16 protein-coding genes are annotated in these 21,881 nt (G+C 71.3%); 15 read left to right on the forward strand and 1 reads right to left on the reverse strand.

Going from position 1 to position 21,881, the window contains the following annotated elements; genetic code table 11:
- Positions 1-289: 289 nt before the first annotated feature.
- The 9 genes from OG711_RS24765 (at position 290) to OG711_RS24805 (ending at position 12,780) form a co-directional block, all read left to right on the forward strand.
- Entirely contained in the window at positions 290-1,045 is a 756-nt protein-coding gene (locus tag OG711_RS24765) for a hypothetical protein (RefSeq protein ID WP_329560516.1), read from the forward strand.
- A complete protein-coding gene (locus tag OG711_RS24770) occupies positions 1,045-3,219 on the forward strand; it encodes a glycosyltransferase (RefSeq protein WP_329560518.1) in 2,175 nt (724 codons plus the stop codon). The genes OG711_RS24765 and OG711_RS24770 overlap by 1 nt, the downstream gene beginning before the upstream one ends.
- A complete protein-coding gene (locus OG711_RS24775; RefSeq protein WP_329560519.1) occupies positions 3,216-4,496 on the forward strand; it encodes an acyltransferase family protein in 1,281 nt (426 codons plus the stop codon). Before OG711_RS24770 ends, OG711_RS24775 begins: the two co-directional genes overlap by 4 nt.
- 92 nt (positions 4,497-4,588) lie before the next feature.
- A complete protein-coding gene (locus OG711_RS24780) occupies positions 4,589-5,152 on the forward strand; it encodes a CGNR zinc finger domain-containing protein (protein WP_073794022.1) in 564 nt (187 codons plus the stop codon).
- A gap of 760 nt (positions 5,153-5,912) precedes the next feature.
- Positions 5,913-6,437: a sigma-70 family RNA polymerase sigma factor gene (locus OG711_RS24785; protein WP_073794019.1), complete on the forward strand. Its 525-nt coding sequence runs from the start codon at positions 5,913-5,915 to the stop codon at positions 6,435-6,437.
- Entirely contained in the window at positions 6,434-7,219 is a 786-nt protein-coding gene (locus OG711_RS24790) for a zf-HC2 domain-containing protein (protein WP_073794016.1), read from the forward strand. The genes OG711_RS24785 and OG711_RS24790 overlap by 4 nt, the downstream gene beginning before the upstream one ends.
- Positions 7,220-7,582: 363 nt before the next feature.
- On the forward strand, positions 7,583-9,907 hold the full coding sequence (locus tag OG711_RS24795; RefSeq protein WP_073794013.1) for a HelD family protein: 2,325 nt from the start codon (positions 7,583-7,585) through the stop codon (positions 9,905-9,907).
- A gap of 505 nt (positions 9,908-10,412) precedes the next feature.
- Positions 10,413-11,843 carry an NAD-dependent malic enzyme gene (locus OG711_RS24800; protein WP_073794010.1) on the forward strand — a complete coding sequence of 477 codons (1,431 nt, stop codon included), beginning with the start codon at positions 10,413-10,415 and terminating at the stop codon, positions 11,841-11,843.
- Positions 11,844-12,498: 655 nt separating this feature from the next.
- Positions 12,499-12,780, forward strand: coding sequence for an HU family DNA-binding protein (locus OG711_RS24805; RefSeq protein ID WP_016645140.1), 282 nt, complete (start codon positions 12,499-12,501; stop codon positions 12,778-12,780).
- 219 nt (positions 12,781-12,999) lie between these two features.
- Here OG711_RS24805 and murA read toward each other — a convergent pair whose 3' ends face one another.
- The gene (gene murA / locus OG711_RS24810) at positions 13,000-14,343 is read right to left on the reverse strand and encodes a UDP-N-acetylglucosamine 1-carboxyvinyltransferase (protein ID WP_073794006.1); all 1,344 of its coding nucleotides are present in this window, start codon (positions 14,341-14,343) and stop codon (positions 13,000-13,002) included.
- Positions 14,344-14,666: 323 nt separating this feature from the next.
- Here murA and OG711_RS24815 point away from each other — a divergent pair, with 323 nt between their 5' ends.
- The 6 genes from OG711_RS24815 to OG711_RS24840 all read left to right on the forward strand — a co-directional run bounded on the left by OG711_RS24815 (position 14,667) and on the right by OG711_RS24840 (position 21,508).
- On the forward strand, positions 14,667-15,239 hold the full coding sequence (locus tag OG711_RS24815) for a YqgE/AlgH family protein (protein ID WP_073794003.1): 573 nt from the start codon (positions 14,667-14,669) through the stop codon (positions 15,237-15,239).
- Between the two features lie 85 nt (positions 15,240-15,324).
- The gene (locus OG711_RS24820) at positions 15,325-15,621 is read left to right on the forward strand and encodes a DUF3039 domain-containing protein (RefSeq protein WP_073794000.1); all 297 of its coding nucleotides are present in this window, start codon (positions 15,325-15,327) and stop codon (positions 15,619-15,621) included.
- Between the two features lie 662 nt (positions 15,622-16,283).
- Positions 16,284-17,639, forward strand: a complete 1,356-nt coding sequence (locus OG711_RS24825; protein ID WP_079185101.1) for an extracellular solute-binding protein — start codon at positions 16,284-16,286, stop codon at positions 17,637-17,639.
- A 16-nt stretch (positions 17,640-17,655) separates the two neighbouring features.
- Positions 17,656-18,642 carry a carbohydrate ABC transporter permease gene (locus OG711_RS24830; RefSeq protein WP_073793997.1) on the forward strand — a complete coding sequence of 329 codons (987 nt, stop codon included), beginning with the start codon at positions 17,656-17,658 and terminating at the stop codon, positions 18,640-18,642.
- Positions 18,643-18,728: 86 nt separating this feature from the next.
- Positions 18,729-19,556, forward strand: a complete 828-nt coding sequence (locus OG711_RS24835) for a carbohydrate ABC transporter permease (protein ID WP_073794461.1) — start codon at positions 18,729-18,731, stop codon at positions 19,554-19,556.
- 161 nt (positions 19,557-19,717) lie between these two features.
- Positions 19,718-21,508, forward strand: coding sequence for a beta-N-acetylhexosaminidase (locus tag OG711_RS24840; protein WP_266516082.1), 1,791 nt, complete (start codon positions 19,718-19,720; stop codon positions 21,506-21,508).
- Positions 21,509-21,881 lie beyond the last annotated feature (373 nt).

The raw sequence follows: 21,881 nt of genomic DNA on the forward strand, positions 1-21,881 counted from the left end.
CGACCCTCGCAGGGACAAGTGCGGCGAGTCGGACAGGCTCAGAGGCGCAAGCGAAGGCGACTTGCGCAGACCGTCCCGCCCCCGGAGAGGTTTTGAGACAGGGGAGTTCCGGTGATCATGTCCATGTTTTGGCTATGAAACCGCCGGAACCGGCCACGTGCGCTACATTCTTCGCCTGAGCACATCGTGGCAGTGGGGGCGCTCAGGCCAGGTGGGGGCCTGGCCGAACGGCGTGTGCTCACCGCCGTCAGCGCACCCGCGATGTTCGTGTGGGGGGATGCGCACACGCATGGAAAACTGGCGAGAAGACGCCCAACCTGGGCATACGCATGATCCGAACGAGGTCACCGTCCAGATGGACGGCGTCGGCCGTGAGCTCGGCGACCTCATCGCGGAGCGCAGGGCGGCGGCCGCCGAACCCGACGGTCCGGTGTTCGTGGACGAGACGGGCCGCCGGGTCCGGCGGTTCCGGCGCATAGGTATGACCCTCGCCATCGGATGCGCGGTCTACGCGTGCGTCATCGTGGCGACGGTCGTCTCCGGCAACTCCAGCGCGCCCTGGCTGCCGCTGCCCAATCCGCAGGCCGAGCCCGCAGGGAAGGTCAGGACCACACCCAGGCCGGCCGCCCCCGTCGAACCGTCCGCGACGAGGAGCAGCGCCCCGTCCGAGGCGGCGACCGCCACCGAGGCGGGCACCACCGCCCCGGCCATCAGCACCGGCCGGCCCGCCCAGCCGTCCCCGAAGTCGGTGATCGCCGACGAGGAGACCGCGTCCGAGGCGCCCGCCGCCACCACGGACCCGACGCCCGCGGCATCCCGTACCGGCGCCGCCACCACCCGGCCGGGCACCGGCACCAGCGGCAGCCCGGCGCAGGGCGGCACCGACGGCGGTACCGAGGGCGGCAGCGGCGGTACCGGCGCGACCGGTGGCACCACCCCCGCGCCCACGGCCTCCGCCACCACCACGATCGATCTGCCCGCCGAGCCGGAGCAGCCGGCCGGTGAGGGCGGCCGGCCCATCGCGGCACCGGAGGACGCGCCGTAATGAGCTCCCGTAAGAGCGGCCGCCGCAGGGCAGGACCCCGGCGCCGCAGACTTCCCCTGCGCTATCTGCTGCCGAGCGTGCTGCTCGCGGCACTGTTCGCGATGCTGATGCTGCGCGGCTATGTGCACAGCGAGATCCTCGCGGACCACCGCATCGCCGGGTCCACCCACAACGACAAGGTCCCGGACGAGGTCCGCAAGGGCGGCCCGGTGATCGACGTCCGTGGCGGCGGGCTGAACACCGTCGGCGTACCGGACGACCGGGTCGTGCTCACCTTCGACGACGGGCCCGACCCCGAGTGGACCCCGAAGGTTCTCGACATCCTCAAGAAGCACCGGGCGCACGCCGTGTTCTTCGTGACCGGCACGATGGCGTCCCGTCATCCGGACCTGGTCCGGCGGATGGTGGACGAGGGCCACGAGGTGGGGCTGCACACGTTCAACCACCCCGACCTGTCCCTCCAGTCCACCCGCCGTATCGACTGGGAGCTGTCGCAGAACCAGCTCGCGCTCGCGGGCGCCGCGCAGATCCGGACCTCGCTGTTCCGGCCGCCGTACTCGTCGTTCTCGCACGCCTTCGACAACCGGTCCTGGCCCGTCACCGAGTACATCGGCAGCCGCGGCTACCTGACCGTCGTCAACAACACCGACAGCCAGGACTGGAAGAAGCCCGGCGTCGACGAGATCATCCGCCGGTCCATGCCGAAGGACGGCAAGGGCGCCATCGTCCTCATGCACGACTCGGGCGGCGACCGCTCGCAGACCGTCGCCGCGCTCGACCGGTTCATCCCCGACCTCGCGGCCAAGGGCTACCGGTTCACCAACCTCAGCGAGGCCCTCGGGACACCGAGCGCGCACACGCCGGTGACCGGGCTCGACCGCTGGAAGGGCCAGGCGTGGATCGTCCTGGTGCAGGCCGCCGACACCATCACCGTGGTGCTCGCCGCCGGTCTCGCCGTGATCGGGTTCCTCGTCATCACCCGGTTCGGGCTGATGCTGCTGCTGTCGTTCCTGCACGCCCGCAAGGTCCGCCGCCGCGGCTTCTCCTGGGGCCCGCCCGTCACCGGACCGGTGTCCGTGCTGGTGCCCGCGTACAACGAGGCGAAGTGCATCGAGAACACCGTGCGTTCGCTGATGGACAGCGACCACCCGATCGAGATCATCGTCATCGACGACGGCTCGTCCGACGGCACCGCCAGGATCGTCGAGGACCTGCGGCTGCCGAACGTCCGGGTGGTGCGCCAGCTCAACGCGGGCAAGCCCGCCGCGCTCAACCGGGGCATCGCCAACGCCCGGTACGAGATCATCGTCATGATGGACGGCGACACCGTGTTCGAGCCGTCCACCGTCCGGGAACTGGTGCAGCCCTTCGGCGACCCGGGGATCGGCGCGGTCGCGGGCAACGCCAAGGTCGGCAACCGGGACTCCCTCATCGGCGCCTGGCAGCACATCGAGTACGTGATGGGCTTCAACCTCGACCGCCGGATGTACGACCTGCTGCGCTGCATGCCGACCATCCCCGGCGCGGTCGGCGCGTTCCGCCGCTCCGCGCTGGAACGCGTCGGCGGGATGAGCGACGACACGCTCGCCGAGGACACCGACATCACCATGGCCATGCACCGCGACGGCTGGAAGGTCGTCTACGCGGAGAAGGCCCGCGCCTGGACCGAGGCCCCCGAGTCCGTCCAGCAGCTGTGGTCCCAGCGCTACCGCTGGTCGTACGGGACCATGCAGGCCATCTGGAAGCACCGCCGGGCCCTGGTGGACCGCGGCCCCTCCGGCCGCTTCGGCCGGGTCGGACTGCCGCTGGTCTCGCTGTTCATGGTCCTCGGACCGCTGCTCGCCCCGCTGATCGACGTGTTCCTGCTGTACGGGCTGGTGTTCGGGCCGACGGCCAGGACGGTCGGCGCGTGGCTCGGCGTCCTGGCGATCCAGCTCGCCTGCGCCGCGTACGCGTTCCGGCTGGACCGCGAGAAGATGACCCACCTCATCTCGCTGCCCCTCCAGCAGATCCTGTACCGGCAGTTGATGTACGTGGTGCTGCTCCAGTCCTGGATCACCGCGCTGACCGGCGGCCGGCTGCGCTGGCAGAAGCTGCGCCGTACCGGTGTCGTGGGCTCCGCGCCCGGCGGCGCCCGTCCGGCCCCCGACGCGGAGCGGAGGCCGGTGGGATGACGTACACCCCGCGGGGGCCCGGACCCGGCCCCGCCACCGGCACGCCCGATTGGGTCGCCGAAGGGCGCGGCACCCACCGCGCCGGTCCCGTCCCGCCCGAGGCGCCGGACACCGCGCCCGCCGCCCGGGCCCCCGGCCGTGACCGCTACCTCGATCTGCTGCGCACGCTCGCGCTCGGCCGGGTGGTCGTCTACCACATCTACGGCTGGGCCTGGCTGACCATCGTGTTCCCCTCGATGGGGGTGATGTTCGCGCTCGCGGGCGCGCTCATGGCCCGCTCGCTCAAGCGGTCTGCGTGGGGCGTGATCAAGGGTCGGCTGCGGCGTCTGCTGCCCCCGCTGTGGGTGTTCGGCGCGGTGATCGTCCCGCTGATGTTCCTCGCGGGCTGGAACCCGGGCGACGACCCCAACCAGGTCGGCGACTGGGGCTGGATCAAGCTCCTCAACTGGTTCGTGCCCTTCGGCACACCCGTCTTCCCGATGAGCCTCGGCCACGAGAACGGGCTCCTGGACGTCACATGGGCCATGCAGGCCGCGGGGCCGCTGTGGTACCTGCGCGCCTATCTGTGGTTCGTCATCGCGTCGCCGCTGCTGCTGTGGGCGTTCCGCCGCGCGCCCTGGGTCACGCTGCTCGCGCCGCTCGCGCTGACGGCCGTCGTCGGTACGGGCCTGGTCGACATCCCCGGCTCCACGGGCTACGCAGTGCGGGACTTCGCCGTCTTCGCCGGATGCTGGGTCCTCGGCTTCGCCCATCAGGACGGGGTGCTGGCACGGCTCCCGCGCTACATCACCGTGTCCGTGGCGGCGCTGATCATGTCCTTCGGCCTGTGGTGGGCGTCCGGCCACCCCACCGACAACGGCATGGACCTCAACGAGATCCCGCTGGCCCAGGCGACCTGGTCGTTCGGCGCGGTCGCGATCCTCCTGGTGTACGCGCCGTCCTGGCAGCGGCTGCCGGGCCGGCTCGCCCGCTTCGACAAGGTGATCACGCTCTTCAACAACCGGGCGGTGACGATCTACCTCTGGCACAACACGCTGATCATGGGGACGATCCTGATCATCGACAAGTTCTACGACCTGCCGTTCATGGACGAGGGGTCGATGCGGGTGCTCACCGCGACGTTCCAGCTGTGGATGCTGATCCTTGTCTGGCCCCTGATCGCGCTGATGATCCTGGCGGTCGGCTGGGTCGAGGACCTGGCGGCCGGGCGGCGGCTGCGGCTGTGGCCCACGGGTCCGGAGCGGCAGCGGTCGCGGCCGCGGCGCGCCAAGCGCTGACGTCCGTCCCGACGGGGGGTTCCGTGCGGGCCGTGCGACAGGCACTGTAGGACCACCGCACACCCACGGCACCGTGAGAGGCGGCGACACCCATGGCCCCGCACGCGGACGACACCCGCTTCGCCCCGGGCCGCGTCTGCCTGGACCTGCTGGGGACCGCGCATCCCCGGGACCTGCTCGGCACGGTCGACTCGCTGCGGGTCTGGTGCGTCGCCGCGGGGCTGGTCCCGGACGGGACGCCGCTGGACGCCGCGGACCGCCGGTGGCTCATCGCGTTCCGTGATCTGCGCGGGCAGCTCGCCGTACTCGTCCGGGGGGAACTGGCGGGGCGGCCGGTGCCCGCCGCGCTCGACCGGGTCAACGCGGTGGCCCGTCCGGCGCCGCCCGCTCCCCGGGCCGTGCGCGCGTCCGACGGGAGTCTGGCGCGGGCGCTGGACGTGGCGCCCGAGCGGGACGCCCTGCTCTCGGCGGTCGCGCGGGACGCCGTCGATCTGCTCACGGACCCGGTCGCGCGGGGGCGGCTGCGGCAGTGTGCGGGGGGCCGCTGTCCGCGGATCTACCTGGACACGTCCCGGGGTGGGCGGCGGCGGTGGTGCTCCAGCGAGGTCTGCGGCAACCGCGAGCGGGTCGCCCGCCACCGGCGCCGTACCCGGTGACGCTTTCGCTCACGCCTTCGAGGTCTGTCCGGCGGGACGCACTTCGTTCCTGTGCCGTCGCTCGGTGGTTTCGCGCAGTTCCCCGCGGGTCGCCTTCGCTTGCGCTTCCCAGGTCTGTCCGGGTGGACGCGCTTGTTTCCTGTGCCGTCGCTCGTGGGGTGCGCAGTTCCCCGCGCCCCTTTGGGGCGCGTTCTGCCGGTTCTTTGGGTCGGTGCCGGTCGGGATTCTCCGTCCTCGATCCGACACGCTCGGTACGACGTACCCGTACCCGACTGAAGAGCATCGGAGTCTGCGAGCAGAGATTCCCGCCCACCCCCTTCGGTAGCCGAGCGACTGCACGAGGAGAGGAGTGCCCCTTAAGGGGCGCGGGGAACTGCGCAAAAACGAGGGCGGACCCGCACCCGGAGAGCGATCGTAAGGGGGCAGCATCCAGGGGCGCGGGGAACTGCGCACCCCACGAGCGACGGCACAGGGACAAGTACGGCCAGCCGGACAGACCTCAAAAGCGCAAGCGAAGGCGGCCCGTCGGGTATAAGGGGACATTCGGTGGTCCGTCGGCTTACGGGGGGCGTCTTTGCGACGCAACTACCGGTAATTCATGCCCACTTAGCGGCCCCGCTGAACAGTTGACGCGCGTCACGCGTATCCCCAGGCGACAGCGAGGGGCCGGGCCTGCCCGGTCGAATCGGGGACACCGGAGGTTGGCGTGCGCAAGGATTCCGCCGTGGCCGATGAACGCCCGCCAAGGGCCCGACATCGTATGGTCCAGCCCAAGTCCGAGCCGGACGAGGAGCTGATGCGCGCGCTGTACCACGAGCACGCCGGACCGCTGCTCGCGTACGTGCTGCGTCTGGTCGCGGGGGACCGGCAGCGGGCCGAGGACGTGGTGCAGGAGACCCTGATCCGCGCCTGGAAGAACGCCGGTCAGCTGGGCAGGGCCACGGGTTCGGTACGGCCCTGGCTGGTGACGGTCGCCCGCCGTATCGTGATCGACGGCCACCGCAGCCGGCAGGCCCGGCCGCAGGAGGTCGAACCGTCACCTCTGGAGGTCATCCCCGCGGAGGACGAGATCGACAAGGCGCTGTGGCTGATGACACTTTCGGACGCCCTCGACGACCTGACGCCGGCCCACCGGGAGGTCCTTGTCGAGACGTACTTCAAGGGCCGTACGGTCAACGAGGCGGCCGAGACACTCGGCATACCCAGCGGTACGGTGCGGTCACGGGTGTTCTACGCCCTTCGCTCGATGAAGCTGGCGCTGGAGGAGCGGGGGGTGACGGCATGACACCGAACGAGGCGAATGACGTCCACGAGACGGTGGGCGCCTACGCCCTCGGAATCCTGGACGACCGCGAGGCGACCGCCTTCGAGAACCATCTCGCGGGCTGCGACTGGTGCACCAGGGAACTGGAGGAACTGGCCGGCATGGAACCCATGCTGGCCGCACTCGCTGATCTGCCGGGCGCGCCGGGCATGCAGATCGGCACCCCGGACATCGCCCGGCATCTGACGGCCCGCCCGAGCCCCCGGCTCGCCGACCGGCTCGTGGACGAGGTCACGTCCCAGCGGGCGCTGAGCCGCCGCCGCAGTCTCTCCCTGGTGGCCGCCGCCGCGGTGCTGATCATCGGCGGTCCCGTGGCGGTCGTCTCGCTGGGCCGGGGCGACGACAGCGGCGGCAAGGAGGTGGCGGCCCATCCCACCAGCCCGGCCGAGGACGCCTTCTTCCACCATATGGAGGAGAAGATCGAGGCGACCGACACCGGTACGAGGATCACCGCCACCGTCGGGCTGGAGAGGAAGGCGTGGGGCACCCACACCGTGCTGGAGCTGAAGAACCTCAAGGGCCCCGAGAAGTGCAGCCTGATCGCCGTGGGCAAGAACGGCGAACGCGAGACGGTCACCACCTGGTCGGTGCCGGCCTGGGGATACGGCATCCCCGGGGCCACGCGCGTGGAGGCCCGTAAGCCGCTGTATGTGCACGGCGGCGCGGCACTCTCCCGTGACGACATCGACCACTTCGAGGTCCGCACCCTGGACGGACGGCAACTGGTGCGGGTCAGAGCCTGACCCGCACCGCCGCATCAGGACGGCCGGGTTCCCTCGCCCGGCCCAGCGCTCAGCGCCCCGCACGCCCGTACGCCCCGCAGCCCGCTCCACGGGGTCCCGTCCGGGCGTCTTGTCGTGCGGGGCCCCTTGTCCGCCGCGGTCCCGGGGCGCCACACCCGCCCCACCTGCCCCGGCCGTGACCTTCTCCCGGCCCGCCGGACCCGGCCGCCGCGCCACCGGTGACCCCGGTCCGGAGTGCCCCCGCCGGGCCAGGGATCATGTTCCGTGTGGGCCGACCCGCCGTCCGGTGGACCCCACGCGTGGCGCCCCCGGGCTCCCGTCGCGTACGGTGGACGGCTGTCATGCACGTCAGAAGGGGGCCTGGTGGCCGCTCAGCAAGCCGCGCACGCCGCTCTCGAATCGGTCCGCGCACGCGAGATCGGTGTCGAACAGAGCCATCTCGACCAGGTCTACCGACGCCTTGAGGAGAAGATCCAGGACGCCGAGTTCCTGATGCGCGACGCGGCCCAGCGGGGCCAGGTCGGCACCCCCGGCGCGCTCGCCGAACGGGACGCCCAGGTCTTCCGCGCCGGTATCCATCTCAACCGGCTCAACAACGAGTTCGAGGACTTCCTCTTCGGACGGATCGACCTGCTCCCGGGCAAGGACGGCGAGAAGGGCCCGGACGGGGCCTACACCTCCGTCGAGCCCGCCGACGGGGCGGTCCGAACCGACCCGCAGGACCCGGACCGCAAGCTCGCGGACATCGCGGAGACCCTGCACATCGGCCGGATCGGTGTCCTCGACACGGACTACGCGCCGCTGGTCATCGACTGGCGGGCGCCCGCCGCCGCGCCGTTCTACCGCTCCACGCCCGTCGACCCGGGACGGGTGGTGCGCCGCCGGGTGATCCGCTCCAAGGGCCGCCGGGTGCTCGGTGTCGAGGACGACTTGATGCGTCCCGAGCTGACCGCGCGCCTGGGCGGCGAGGAACTGCCCGTCATCGGCGACGGCGCCCTGATGGCCGCGCTCGGCCAGGCCCGCAGCCACACCATGCGGGACATCGTCGCGTCCATCCAGGCCGAGCAGGACCTCGTCATCCGCGCGCCCGCCGCCTCGGTCACCCTGGTCGAGGGCGGCCCCGGCACCGGCAAGACCGCGGTCGCCCTGCACCGCGCCGCGTATCTGCTCTACCAGGACCGGCGCCGCTACTCCGGCGGCATCCTGATCATCTCCCCGACCCCGCTGCTCGTCGCGTACACGGAGGGCGTGCTGCCCTCGCTCGGCGAGGAGGGCCAGGTCGCCATCCGGGCCCTCGGCTCGCTGGTCGACGGCGCCGAGGCCACCGTGTACGACACCCCGGCGACCGCCCGGGTCAAGGGCTCGTCGCGGATGCTGCCGGTGCTGCGCAAGGCCGCGCGCGGCGCGCTGGACCAGCGGCCCGAGGGCGTCCCGCCCGAGGCCACGAACCGGCTGCGGGTCGTCGTCCACGGCCGCCGGATCGAACTGGACGCCGACCGGCTGGCCCGTATCCGCGAGGTGGCCCTCAGCGGCACCGCCCCGGTGAACCTGCTGCGCCCGAGAGCCCGCAGACTGCTGCTGGACGCCCTGTGGGAGCTGTCGGGCTCCGGGTCCCGGCACTCCGATCCGCAGCTGTCCGCGGAACTGCGGTCCTCCTTCGACGAGGACGTCACCACCGAGGACTCGTTCCTGCACTTCCTCGACGCCTGGTGGCCGGAGCTGACCCCGCGCCGGGTGCTCGCCGCGATGGGTGACGAGCGGCGCCTCGCCCGCTGGTCGCGCCGGGTGCTCGCGGGCGGTGAGGTGCGCCGGGTGGCCCGTTCGCTCAAGCGCGACGCGCTCTCCGTCCACGACGTGGCCCTGCTGGACGAGCTGCACGCGATCCTCGGCGCCCCGGCCAAGCCCCGCAAGCGGCGTGAGCTGGACCCGCTGGACCAGCTCACCGGACTGGAGGAGCTGATGCCCGTCCGTGAGGAGAGCCGCCGGGAGCGGGCGGACCGGCTCGCGGCCGAACGGGTGGAGTACGCCCACGTCATCGTCGACGAGGCGCAGGACCTCACGCCCATGCAGTGGCGGGTGGTCGGCCGCCGGGGACGGCACGCCACCTGGACGGTCGTCGGGGACCCGGCGCAGTCGTCGTGGTCGGACCCGGACGAGGCCGCCGAGGCCCGTGACGAGGCGCTGGGCACCCGCCCGCGGCGCCGCTTCACGCTCACCGTGAACTACCGCAACCCGGCCGAGATCGCCGAGCTGGCCGCGAAGGTCCTCGCCCTGGCGATGCCGGGCGCCGCCTCCCCGTCGGCCGTGCGCTCCACCGGGCTGCTTCCCCGCTACGCGGCGCTCGCCGGGGACGGCTGGGGGAGCACCGTACGGGCGGAGGCGGAGCGGCTGCTGGGTGAGGTCGACGGCACGGTCGGGGTGGTCGTCGCGATGAACCGCCGCGCGGAGGCCGCCCGCTGGCTCGCCGGGCTGGGGGACCGGGTGGTCGCCCTCGGCAGCCTGGAGGCCAAGGGGCTGGAGTACGACGCCACGGTGGTGGTCTCCCCGGCCGAGATCGCGGACGAGTCGCCCGCCGGACTGCGGGTGCTGTACGTGGCGCTGACCCGGGCGACCCGGCAGCTCACCGTGGTCTCCGGACCGCGTGACGAACCGGACGCCGACGGGGTCCCCGACCTGCTGCGGGACTGACGGCCCGGCCCGGGAGCGGGGGACCGGCGAGACCGCCGGGCCCCCGCCGCGCGCCCCGTCCGGCGGGTGGCGCATGCCCTCCATCCGGCCGGATACGGAACCCGATGGTGCCGGGGGAATTGCCTTGCGGGGATCGTTTGTTACCTTGGATGTGACACCGGCCCGATCCAAGCCCCCGGGCCCAACCTTCGTCGCTTCGAGCGACCACTTGCCGCGAGGCGAGCATGGCGGGTCGGTGTCACCTAAACGTTCCGGAGAGGCCCGCGTCCCTGTGACGCGGGCCTCTTCCCGTTGCCCCGCCGATCTCGTATGGTGGAAAAACTTTTCCGCCGAAAGGGTTCCGGTGCGCGCGGGTGTGATGAACAAAACGTTCGCAATCCGGGGCGGCTAACACGTACCCGGCGGTAGGTGCGACCATCGGAAGGCGCTGTCCGGCCCCGCCGGGCGGCGCGCACGTGGCACGAAGGCGTGCACGCGACACAGAGGGAAGAAGAGGAAGTCGGTCATGGCAACGGCGCCCAGCGTCTCCTACTCGATGACGGTCCGCCTTGAGGTGCCCGCCAGCGGAACAGCGGTATCGCAGCTCACGACCGCGGTCGAGTCCTCCGGCGGCTCGGTGACCGGCCTGGACGTCACGGCCTCCGGCCACGAGAAGCTGCGGATCGACGTCACGATCGCCGCGACCTCCACCGCGCACGCCGAGGAGATCGTCGGCAAGCTGCGCACCATCGAGGGCGTCGTCCTCGGCAAGGTCTCCGACCGTACGTTCCTGATGCACCTCGGCGGCAAGATCGAGATGCAGTCCAAGCACCCCATCCGCAACCGTGACGATCTCTCCATGATCTACACGCCCGGAGTGGCACGTGTCTGCATGGCCATCGCCGAGAACCCCGAGGACGCCCGCCGCCTCACCATCAAGCGCAACTCGGTGGCCGTGGTCACCGACGGCTCCGCGGTCCTCGGCCTCGGCAACATCGGCCCCAAGGCCGCGCTGCCCGTGATGGAGGGCAAGGCGGCCCTCTTCAAGCGGTTCGCCGGGATCGACGCCTGGCCGCTGTGCCTGGACACCCAGGACACCGACGCGATCGTCGAGATCGTCAAGGCCATCGCGCCCGGCTTCGCGGGGATCAACCTGGAGGACATCTCCGCGCCCCGCTGCTTCGAGATCGAGGCCCGGCTGCGTGAGGCCCTCGACATCCCCGTCTTCCACGACGACCAGCACGGCACCGCCATCGTCGTCCTCGCCGCGCTGACCAACGCGCTGCGCGTGGTCGGCAAGGGCATCGGTGACGTCCGCGTCGTGATGTCCGGCGCGGGCGCAGCCGGTACGGCCATCCTGAAGCTGCTGCTGGCCGCGGGCGTCAAGAACGCCGTCGTCGCCGACATCCACGGCGTCGTCCACACCGGCCGCGCGGACCTCGTCGACGCCGCCGGCGACTCGCCGCTGCGCTGGATCGCGGACAACACCAACCCGGAGGGCCTGTCCGGCACCCTCAAGGAGGCCGTGCGCGGCGCCGACGTCTTCATCGGCGTCTCCGCCCCGAACGTCCTCGGCGGTGAGGACGTGGCCGCCATGACCGAGGACGCGATCGTCTTCGCGCTGGCCAACCCGGACCCCGAGGTCGACCCCACGATCGCCCGTCAGAGCGCCGCGGTCGTCGCCACCGGCCGCTCCGACTTCCCCAACCAGATCAACAACGTGCTGGTCTTCCCGGGTGTCTTCCGCGGTCTGCTGGACGCCCAGTCCCGGACCGTCAACACCGACATGATGCTGGCCGCGGCCCAGGCCCTCGCCGGTGTCGTCACCGAGGACGAGCTGAACGCGAACTACATCGTGCCCAGCGTCTTCAACGACAAGGTCGCCGGAGCGGTGGCGGGCGCGGTCCGCGAGGCGGCGAAGGCCGCCGCGGTCGCCGCCTCGGGCGTCAACGCCTGACCCCACCGGACACAGGCTGTACGGGGGCCCTACACCCCCGTACGACCACGCAGCACCAAGCGGGCCCAGGTGGACGCAGCAAAGGGGCGCGGGGAACCGCGTCCCGCGAACGCCCCGCACGGGAACAAGTCGGCCCACGAGGGCGTACCCGAAGGGGCGCGGGGAACTGCGCACCCACGAACGACGGCACAGGAACAAACACGCCCAGGTGGACGCAGCAAAGGGGCGCGGGGAACCGCGCCCCACGAACGACCCGCACCGGGCGAGGTACGTCCACGAGGACGTACCCAGGGGCGCGGGCCGCGCCAGGCCACCTGTGACGGGCACCACGCCCGGCATTCCGACGGCGCGTCGGCGATCACCGGGACGGACCACCCGCTTAGGGTGGCGGGCAGCCAGGGGGGTACCCCCGTACCCGGAGCCCCCTGCGTTCCGCTGCCGGGAGCGAACGGAGCGTCACCATTTCGAGGCAGTGGCGCTTTTCGTGTGACTCCCAGGGGTGCCGGATTGGCGTTCCCGCCGCAGGTGGGGGCAGGATGCCTCTCTGGGCGCGAGGGTCTGGCTACGGACCCGGGTCCGGGGCCCGACCGAGGACCCTGGCAGCATCGGCTTCGATCTCACGCCTCAACGGCAAGATGAACACGGGAGTACAAACATGAACCGCAGTGAGCTGGTGGCCGCGCTGGCCGACCGCGCCGAGGTGACCCGCAAGGACGCCGACGCCGTGCTGGCCGCGTTCGCCGAGACTGTCGGCGAGATCGTCGCCAAGGGCGACGAGAAGGTCACCATCCCCGGCTTCCTGACCTTCGAGCGCACCCACCGTGCCGCTCGCACCGCCCGCAACCCGCAGACCGGTGAGCCGATCAACATCCCCGCCGGCTACAGCGTGAAGGTCTCCGCCGGGTCCAAGCTGAAGGAAGCCGCCAAGGGCAAGTGAGCCCCGAGGCATCCTCACCTTGAACGGTGAAGGGGCGGCACCCGGTACCGGGTGCCGCCCCGTCGTTGTTCCCGCCGTTCCCGCCGGACTTCTTCCGGGCGTACCCGGCCCACAGGCCGGGGCCACGCGCCGGATGGCCCGTACAACGGCCTCAGCGGGCCGCCTGCGGGCCGACCGCGCCGACCGGGCCCAAGTGGCCCGGCCCGGTCCGCGCGGGGCTCAGTCCGCCGTCGTCCGGCCCGGCAGCTCCACCTTCGCGCCGAGGTCGTTGAGCTTGGCCATGAAGTTCTCGTAACCCCGGTTGATCAGCTCGATCCCGTGCACCCGGGACGTGCCCTGCGCGGCGAGCGCGGCGATCAGGTACGAGAAACCGCCCCGCAGGTCCGGGATGACGAGATCCGCGCCCTGGAGCCGGGTGGGCCCCGACACGACCGCCGAGTGCAGGAAGTTGCGCTGCCCGAACCGGCAGTCGGAACCGCCCAGGCACTCCCGGTACAGCTGGATGTGCGCACCCATCTGGTTGAGCGCCGAGGTGAAACCGAGCCGCGACTCGTACACCGTCTCGTGGATGATCGACAGACCCGTCGCCTGGGTCAGCGCGACCACCAGCGGCTGCTGCCAGTCCGTCTGGAAACCGGGGTGCACATCGGTCTCCAGCGCGATGGCGTCGAGCGTGCCGCCCGGGTGCCAGAACCGGATGCCCTCGTCATCGATCTCGAAGGCACCGCCCACCTTCCGGTAGGTGTTCAGGAACGTCATCATGGACCGCTGCTGCGCGCCCTTGACATAGACGTTCCCCTCCGTGGCCAGCGCGGCGGACGCCCAGGAGGCGGCCTCCAGCCGGTCCGAGAGGGCCGCGTGGTTGTATCCGCCGAGCTCGTCCACACCGGTGACACGGATCGTGCGGTCCGTGTCCATGGCGATGATCGCGCCCATCTTCTGGAGCACGCAGATCAGGTCCTCGATCTCCGGCTCCACGGCCGCGTTCGAGAGCTCCGTGACGCCCTCGGCGAGCACCGCCGTCAGCAGCACCTGCTCGGTGGCGCCCACGGACGGGTACGGCAGCCGGATCTTGGTGCCGCGCAGCCGCTGCGGGGCCTCCAGGTACTGGCCGTCGTCCCGCTTCTCGATCCGCGCGCCGAACTGGCGCAGCACGTCGAAGTGGAAGTCGATGGGGCGGCCACCGATGTCGCAGCCGCCGAGACCGGGGATGAACGCGTGGCCCAGCCGGTGCAGCAGCGGGCCGCAGAACAGGATGGGGATGCGCGACGAACCCGCGTGGGCGTCGATGTCGGCGACGTTCGCGCTCTCCACATGGGTCGGGTCGAGGACCAGTTCGCCCGGTTCCTCACCGGGGCGGACCGTCACGCCGTGGAGCTGGAGCAGACCGCGGACGACCCTGACATCACGGATGTCCGGAACGTTGCGCAGTCTGCTGGGGCCGCTGCCGAGCAGCGCGGCGACCATGGCCTTCGGCACGAGGTTCTTCGCGCCGCGGACACGGATCTCGCCCTCCAGCGGGGTTCCGCCATGGACAAGCAGGACATCGTCGGTGACGGTCATGTATCTCGCGTTCCGGGTGAGACGGGCAGGGGGCCGAGCAGCAAGCGTAATGGCCGTGTACCCCCCTTCTGTAAGCCCATGGGGGGTCCAAGGGCGTCATGACTTGGCCACAACACGGAACGCTCACCACCGGCCACCCCCCGTGACCTTCCGGAGGTCGCGCGCCCGGCCGCCGCGGCGCCCCCCGGGCCGCTTCCGGCCGGGTACGGGACGGCCGCCCGTGCCGCGTCCACCTGGCTACGGGGTGTGCGCGCCGGCCCATGTTCACCCGGGTACGGGAGTTGGCTCCCCGTGTACGGGGAAGATGCGGGATCATGTCATCCATGACCGAGGTGTCCTCGCTCACAGGGCGGTTGCTCGTGGCCACGCCCGCCCTGGCGGACCCGAACTTCGACCGCGCGGTGGTGCTGCTCCTCGACCACGACGAGGAGGGCTCGCTCGGCGTGGTCCTCAACCGGCCCACGCCCGTGGGCGTCGGCGACATCCTGGAGGGCTGGGGCGAGCTGGCCGGTGAGCCGGGCGTCGTCTTCCAGGGCGGTCCCGTCTCCCTCGACTCCGCGCTCGGTGTCGCCGTCATCCCCGGCGGCGCCTCGGCGGAGCGGGCGCCGCTCGGCTGGCGGCGGGTGCACGGCGCGATCGGCCTGGTCGATCTGGAGGCCCCGCCCGAGCTGCTGGCCGCGGCGCTGGGCTCGCTGCGGATCTTCGCCGGGTACGCGGGCTGGGGACCGGGCCAGCTGGAGGCCGAACTGGGCGACGGCGCCTGGTACGTGGTCGAGTCGGAACCGGGGGACGTCTCCTCGCCGGTCCCGGAGCGGCTGTGGCGCGAGGTGCTGCGCCGCCAGCGCGGTGAGCTGGCGATGGTGGCGACATACCCGGACGATCCGTCGCTGAACTGACGGTGCCCGCCCGCCGGCCACCGCCCGGCCGGTGACCGGCGGGCGGGGGATCGGAAGGCCGCGCGCTTCAGTACCCTTGGCTGCTATGAGCACTCTTGAGCCCGAGCCCGAGCGCGGGACTGGTACGGGAACCCTCGTCGAGCCGACGCCGCGGACTTCGCACGGTGACGGTGATCACGAGCGCTTCGCCCACTACGTCCAGAAGGACAAGATCATGGCGAGCGCGCTCGACGGCACGCCCGTCGTCGCGCTCTGCGGCAAGGTGTGGGTGCCGGGCCGCGACCCGAAGAAGTACCCGGTGTGCCCGATGTGCAAGGAGATCTACGAGTCCATGGGCATCGGCGGCGGCAAGAACGACAAGAACGGCAAGGACAAGAAGTAGCCCCGGCGCCCCCTCGCGGGGGCGCGTTTCCGCCCCGTCCCCCGGGCGGGACCGCGGGCGTGGGGCCGACGGGCCCCGGGGGCGACCACCGCGCACAGGTGGCCGCCCCCGGGGCCCGTCGGTCTGTCCGGAACCCGGCACCGCGCCTTCGCGGGCGCGGGGGAACCCCGTCCCGGACCTGAGCCCTTGCGTTCGCCCTGAGCCCTTGCGTTCGCCCTGAGCCCTCGCGTTCGCCCTGAGCCCGTGCGCTCGCCCTGGGTCCGCGCCGCCCTGGGCGTTGCGTTCGCCGTGAACCCGCGCTGTCCCGGGGCCTGCGCCGCCGGGACCGCACCGCCTTGGGCCTTGCGTTCGCCCCGGACCTTGCGTTCGCCCCGGACCCGCGCCGCCCCGGACCCGCGCCGCCCCGGACCCGCGTCTGCCTGTCCTGAAACCCGCACTGTCCGGTTCTAAACCCGCGTGGTCCGCCCTTTACCTGCGGTGGTCCAGACCTATCGGTCGACAAACCCCGGCAAATCACCTTCGCCGTTGCGCGGGATGCTTTCTTCGGTCACGGACTGGTTGAGACCACTTGTCGGACCCCTGATGTCCCCTTAGCCTCCGTCATGTTGTGCACCGCGAAACACCCGTTGCGCATATTGCAACGTGACTCGGAGGATCGCTCGATGAAGGTCTCACTGAAGTTCGTGCACCGGGCGACGCCCACCACGCCCCGCAGCTCCACCTCCCACGCCCGCCGCGCGGCCGTCGCCGCGCTGCTCGTGGCCGGTCTGACGGCGACGGCCTGCGCTCCGCAGACCTCCGACAGCGGTTCCGACAAGGACGAGAAGACCGGCACGCTGCGGGTCTGGCTCTTCCAGGAGGTCAACAACAAGCCGAAGCAGGAGGTCGTCGACCGCGCGGTGGCCGACTTCAAGAAGGCCAACGACGGCGCCGACGTCAAGGTCGAGTACATCCCGGTGGAGACCCGCGCCGAGAAGATCAAGGCCGCGTTCAACGACCCCAAGAGCGCCCCCGACATCATCGAGTACGGCAACACCGACACCGCCGGCTATGTGAAGGACGGCGGACTCGCCGACATCACGAAGGAGTTCGGCGAGTGGACCGAGTCCAAGGACACCGACCCCACCGCCCGTGAGTCGGTCACCGTCGACGGCAAGGTGTACGGCGCCCCCTACTTCGTCGGTGTGCGCGCCCTCTACTACCGCACCGACATCTTCAAGGACCTCGGCCTCGACGTCCCGAAGACCCAGGCCGAGCTCATCAGCACCGCCAAGAAGATCCGCGCGGAGAAGCCCGAGCTGTACGGTCTCGCGGTCGGCGGCGCCTACACCTACGGCGCGATGCCCTTCCTCTGGTCCCACGACGGCAACATCGCCACCGAGTCCGGCGGCACGTACCGCTCGGCCATCGACAGCGCCGCCGCCCAGAAGGGCATCAAGGCGTACACCTCGCTCTTCGGCGACGACAACTGTCCGGCCTCCAAGTGCGCGGGCATGGGCGGCAACGACACCGTCACCGCCTTCGCGTCCGGCAAGGCCGGTATGGCGATAGGCGGCGACTTCAGCCACGCCGCCGTCGAGGCGGGCAAGGTCAAGGGCAACTACGCCGTCGTCCCGCTGCCGGGCGTCAAGGAGGGCGACATCGCCCCCGCCTTCGCGGGCGGCAACAACGTCGGCGTCCTCAAGAGCACCCCGCGCCGCACCCTGGCCGTGGAGCTGATGAAGGAGCTCGCGGACAAGAAGACGCAGGGCGAACTCTTCGACGCGATGGGCTTCCTGCCCACCTACACCGACGTCCGTGAGGACGCCGCGAAGAACAAGCCCTTCATCAAGCCGTTCATCGACACCCTCGCCTCGGGCGCCAAGTTCGTCCCCGCCTCGCCCGCCTGGGGCCAGATCGACGCCTCGCTGGTGCTGCCGACGATGTTCCAGGAGGTCGTCAGCGGCCGCAAGGACGTCGCCGCCGCCGCCAAGGACGCGGCGAAGAAGATGGACGACGCCTTCGGTACCGCGGGCTGAACCGGACCGCCGACCGATGACGCACGACATCACACTCAGCAAGCCCGACGGGCCCACCGCGGCGGGGCGCGGGCCCGGCGGGTCCGCGCCGGGCCCCCGCCGGGTCCGCAAGCGGCCCCCCGGGCGCCGCGGTCCGGCCTGGACCCCCTGGCTCTACCTCGCGCCCGCCCTGGTCGTCCTGGCCGCACTGCTCGCCTACCCCATCTACCAGCTCGGCCTGATCTCCTTCCTGGAGTACACCCAGGCCCAGGTCAGCGGTGGTGAACCCACCACCTTCAAAGGCTTCGGCAACTACGCGGAGCTCTTCCGCGACGAGCAGTTCTGGCAGGTCCTGACCGCCACGGTCGTCTTCGCCGCCGCCTGTGTGATCTCCACCCTCGCCGTCGGCTGCGCGCTCGCCGTCCTGCTGACCCGTATCCGCGCGGTGCCGAGGCTCATCCTGATGATGGCCTCGCTCGGCGCCTGGGCGACCCCCGCGATCACCGGCTCCACGGTGTGGATGTTCCTCTTCGACCAGGACTTCGGCCCCGTCAACAAACTCCTCGGGCTGGGCGACCACTCCTGGACCTACGACCGGTACAGCGCCTTCGCGCTCGTCCTGTTCGAAGTGGTCTGGTGCTCGTTCCCGTTCGTGATGGTCACCGTGTACGCGGGAATCCGCGCGGTGCCCAGCGAGGTCCTGGAGGCGGCGTCCCTGGACGGCGCCTCGCAGTGGCGGATCTGGCGGTCGGTGCTCGCGCCGATGCTGCGCCCGATCCTGGTGGTCGTCACCATCCAGTCCATCATCTGGGACTTCAAGGTCTTCACCCAGATCTATGTGATGACGGGCGGCGGCGGTATCGCCGGCCAGAACCTCGTCCTCAATGTGTACGCGTATCAAAAGGCGTTCGCGTCCTCGCAGTACAGCCTGGGTGCCGCCATCGGCATCGTCATGCTGCTGATCCTGCTCGCGGTCACGCTCGTCTATCTGCGGCTGCTGCGGCGGCAGGGGGAGGAACTGTGAGCGGGACGGCGGTGCACGGAGGCGGTCCCAGCACGGACGGCACGAAAGGCGCGGGACGCGCCGCGGGGACCTCGCGCCTCGGCGGACTGGTCCGCAGGCCGTGGCGGCTGGCGGCGGAACTCGCCGCGCTCGTGATCGCCGTGGTGGTCGCGTTCCCGCTCTACTGGATGGTGCTCTCCGCGTTCAAGCCCGCCGGGGAGATCGAGTCCACGAATCCCCGGCCCTGGACGCTGAGCCCGTCGCTGGACTCCTTCCGGCGGCTGTTCCAGCAGGAGGAATTCGGCCGCTACTTCCTCAACAGTGTGGTCGTCGCGGTATCCGTGGTGCTCATTTCCTCGGTCATCGCATTCCTGGCGGCGACCGCCGTCACACGGTTCAAGTTCAAGTTCCGCACCACGCTGCTCATCATGTTCCTCATCGCCCAGATGGTGCCGATGGAGGCCCTCGCCATTCCGCTGTTCTTCCAGATGCGGGACCTCGGCCAGCTGAACACCCTGGGTGCCCTGATCCTGCCGCACATCGCCTTCTCGCTGCCGTTCGCGATCTGGATGCTCAGAGGATTCGTGAAGGCCGTACCGGAAGCCCTGGAGGAGGCCGCCGCACTCGACGGGGCGAGCCGCACCCGATTCCTCTGGCAGATCCTCTTCCCGCTGGTCTTCCCGGGACTCGTGGCGACGAGTGTGTTCTCGTTCATCTCCGCGTGGAACGACTTCCTCTTCGCCAAGTCCTTCATCATCAGCGACACTTCGCAATCCACGCTGCCGATGGCCCTGCTCGTCTTCTTCAAACCGGACGAGAACGACTGGGGCGGAATCATGGCGGCCTCTACAGTGATGACCATTCCGGTACTGATCTTCTTCGTCCTGGTGCAGCGCCGCCTGGTGTCCGGGCTCGGCGGCGCGGTCAAGGACTGACAGGACCGAGGCCGCCGGGAAGGCCGCCGGAAGGCCGACGCGAAGGTCCCGCCGCCCCGGCGGGACCGCACACGAGACGGGCCCCTCGGGGGCACCGGAAGGGACTGACGCCGCTGTGACGGCCGGGACGGACCACCAATGACACGAGTGACGCGAGTGACATGACTGGCACCACGACGGACGACCACGACGGACACGACGGACACGGGACGGGTGACGAGATGACGGGTGACACAGTGACGGACACGAGCGGGACCGGGGCCGGGGCCGCCGGGAGCGCCGCGCCGGACGGGGCGCTGCTGCCCGCGCCGCTGCGGCTGGAGCGCACGGGCGAGGTCCCCGTGGCCCTGCACGACGGCACCCTGCTGGTGACCGGACCCGGTACGGAGGGGGTCGCCCGCTGGCTGCGCGCCCACCTGGGAGCCGCCACCGGACTGCCCCTCGGCGAGGCCCCCGCGGACTCCACCGCCCCGGTCGCGGACCCCTCGGCGCCGGACCGGCTGGACCGGCTGGCCCTGGCCGTCGACCCCGGACTGCCCCGGGAGGGCTACCGGCTCACCGTGGCCGCCCCGGCGGCCCGGATCGAGGGCGGCAGCGCCGCCGGTGTCTTCTACGGCGCCCAGAGCCTGCGTCAGCTGCTCGGCGCCGACGCCTACCGCCGCGCGCCCCTGGACCGCGACCGGACCTGGACGCTGCCCCGGCTCACCGTCGAGGACGCGCCGCGCTTCGGCTGGCGCGGCATGATGCTCGACGTGTCACGCCACTTCACCCCGAAGGACGGGGTGCTCCGCCATCTCGACCTGCTGGCCGCGCACAAGCTGAACGTCTTCCATTTCCATCTCACCGACGACCAGGGCTGGCGCGTCGAGATCAAGCGCTACCCGAAGCTCACCCAGGACGGCGCCTGGCGCTCCCGCACCAAATGGGGCCACCGGGCGTCCCCGCTGTGGGACGACAAGCCCCATGGTGGCTTCTACACCCAGGAAGACATCCGGGAGATCGTGGCCTACGCGGCCGAACGCCATATCCGTGTCATCCCGGAGATCGACGTACCCGGGCACTCGCAGGCCGCCATCACCGCGTACCCGGAACTCGGCAACACCGATGTCGTGGACACGGCCTCCCTCTCCGTCTGGGACAACTGGGGCGTCAGTCCCAACGTACTCGCCCCCACCGACAACACCCTCCGCTTCTTCGAGGGTGTGCTGGAGGAAGTCCTCGAACTCTTCCCCGCGGACCACACGCCGTTCATCCACATGGGCGGCGACGAGTGCCCCAAGGACCAGTGGAAGGAGTCCCCGGCGGCGCAGGCCCGCATCAAGGAACTCGGCCTGAGGGACGAGGACGAACTCCAGTCCTGGTTCATCCGGCACTTCGACACCTGGCTCTCCGCGCGCGGACGCCGTCTCATCGGCTGGGACGAGATCCTGGAAGGCGGTCTCGCGCCCGGCGCGGTGGTCTCCTCCTGGCGCGGCTACGGCGGCGGCATCACGGCCGCGCGCGCGGGCCACGACGTCATCATGTGCCCGGAGCAGCAGGTGTACCTGGACCACCGGCAGAGCGGCGGCGCCGACGAGCCGGTCCCGATCGGGTTCGTGCGCACCCTGGAGGACGTGTACCGCTTCGAGCCGGTGCCGCCGGAGCTCACCCCCGAGGAGGCCCGTCATGTGCTGGGCACCCAGGCCAATGTGTGGACCGAGGTGATGGAGGGCCCCGCGCGCGTGGACTACCAGGTCTACCCGCGGCTGGCCGCGTTCGCCGAGGTCGCCTGGAGCGCGCTGCCCGCCTCCGCCGACCGGGACTTCGACGGCTTCGAGGCACGGATGACCGAGCACTACCGGCGGCTCGACGCCCTCGGCGTCCAGTACCGGCCGCCCACGGGCCCGCTGCCCTGGCAGCGGCGTCCCGGGCTGCTGGGCCGCCCGATCGACGGCGCCCCGCCGAACGTCTGACCCCGTGGGACGGACGCACCCTCCGCCCGTCCCGCCCCCTCCGGGCCCGTCCGCGCGCACCACCGCGGACGGGCCCGCCCGTGTGCCCGGACACCGCCGCGAGCGGTGCGGGTCCGTCCGCCGCGAGCCGCGTCGGTCCGCGCGAGGCGAGCTGTGCCGGTCCGTCGCGAAGCGAGGGAAAAGTCGTACAACGGACACCGAAAGAGTGGCAATTCCTGCGCACCGCCAAGGGCGGTACGAAGCGGACCATCCCTGCTAAGCGGGGGCGAACACCGCCTGACGGACCCCCGCGCCTGCCCCCGGCGAAGATGTGCCAGAGTTGCCACGTCCGGCCTGTGAGCACGTACCGTACGGCCCACAGGACGACCAGGTG

It is taken from the genome of Streptomyces uncialis (assembly GCF_036250755.1).
Lineage (GTDB): Bacteria > Actinomycetota > Actinomycetes > Streptomycetales > Streptomycetaceae > Streptomyces > Streptomyces uncialis.

What these genes read in the sequence shown, in the direction of transcription:
- OG711_RS24820 (WP_073794000.1), top strand. Translation starts at nt 15,325, where the DNA reads ATGAGCACTCTTGAGCCCGAGCCCGAGCGCGGGACTGGTACGGGAACC.
- OG711_RS24770 (WP_329560518.1), top strand. Translation starts at nt 1,045, where the DNA reads ATGAGCTCCCGTAAGAGCGGCCGCCGCAGGGCAGGACCCCGGCGCCGC.
- OG711_RS24815 (WP_073794003.1), top strand. Translation starts at nt 14,667, where the DNA reads ATGACCGAGGTGTCCTCGCTCACAGGGCGGTTGCTCGTGGCCACGCCC.
- OG711_RS24805 (WP_016645140.1), top strand. Translation starts at nt 12,499, where the DNA reads ATGAACCGCAGTGAGCTGGTGGCCGCGCTGGCCGACCGCGCCGAGGTG.
- OG711_RS24790 (WP_073794016.1), top strand. Translation starts at nt 6,434, where the DNA reads ATGACACCGAACGAGGCGAATGACGTCCACGAGACGGTGGGCGCCTAC.
- OG711_RS24830 (WP_073793997.1), top strand. Translation starts at nt 17,656, where the DNA reads ATGACGCACGACATCACACTCAGCAAGCCCGACGGGCCCACCGCGGCG.
- OG711_RS24780 (WP_073794022.1), top strand. Translation starts at nt 4,589, where the DNA reads ATGGCCCCGCACGCGGACGACACCCGCTTCGCCCCGGGCCGCGTCTGC.
- murA (WP_073794006.1), bottom strand. Translation starts at nt 14,343, where the DNA reads ATGACCGTCACCGACGATGTCCTGCTTGTCCATGGCGGAACCCCGCTG.
- OG711_RS24825 (WP_079185101.1), top strand. Translation starts at nt 16,284, where the DNA reads ATGAAGGTCTCACTGAAGTTCGTGCACCGGGCGACGCCCACCACGCCC.
- OG711_RS24800 (WP_073794010.1), top strand. Translation starts at nt 10,413, where the DNA reads ATGGCAACGGCGCCCAGCGTCTCCTACTCGATGACGGTCCGCCTTGAG.
- OG711_RS24785 (WP_073794019.1), top strand. Translation starts at nt 5,913, where the DNA reads ATGGTCCAGCCCAAGTCCGAGCCGGACGAGGAGCTGATGCGCGCGCTG.
- OG711_RS24765 (WP_329560516.1), top strand. Translation starts at nt 290, where the DNA reads ATGGAAAACTGGCGAGAAGACGCCCAACCTGGGCATACGCATGATCCG.
- OG711_RS24775 (WP_329560519.1), top strand. Translation starts at nt 3,216, where the DNA reads ATGACGTACACCCCGCGGGGGCCCGGACCCGGCCCCGCCACCGGCACG.
- OG711_RS24840 (WP_266516082.1), top strand. Translation starts at nt 19,718, where the DNA reads ATGACTGGCACCACGACGGACGACCACGACGGACACGACGGACACGGG.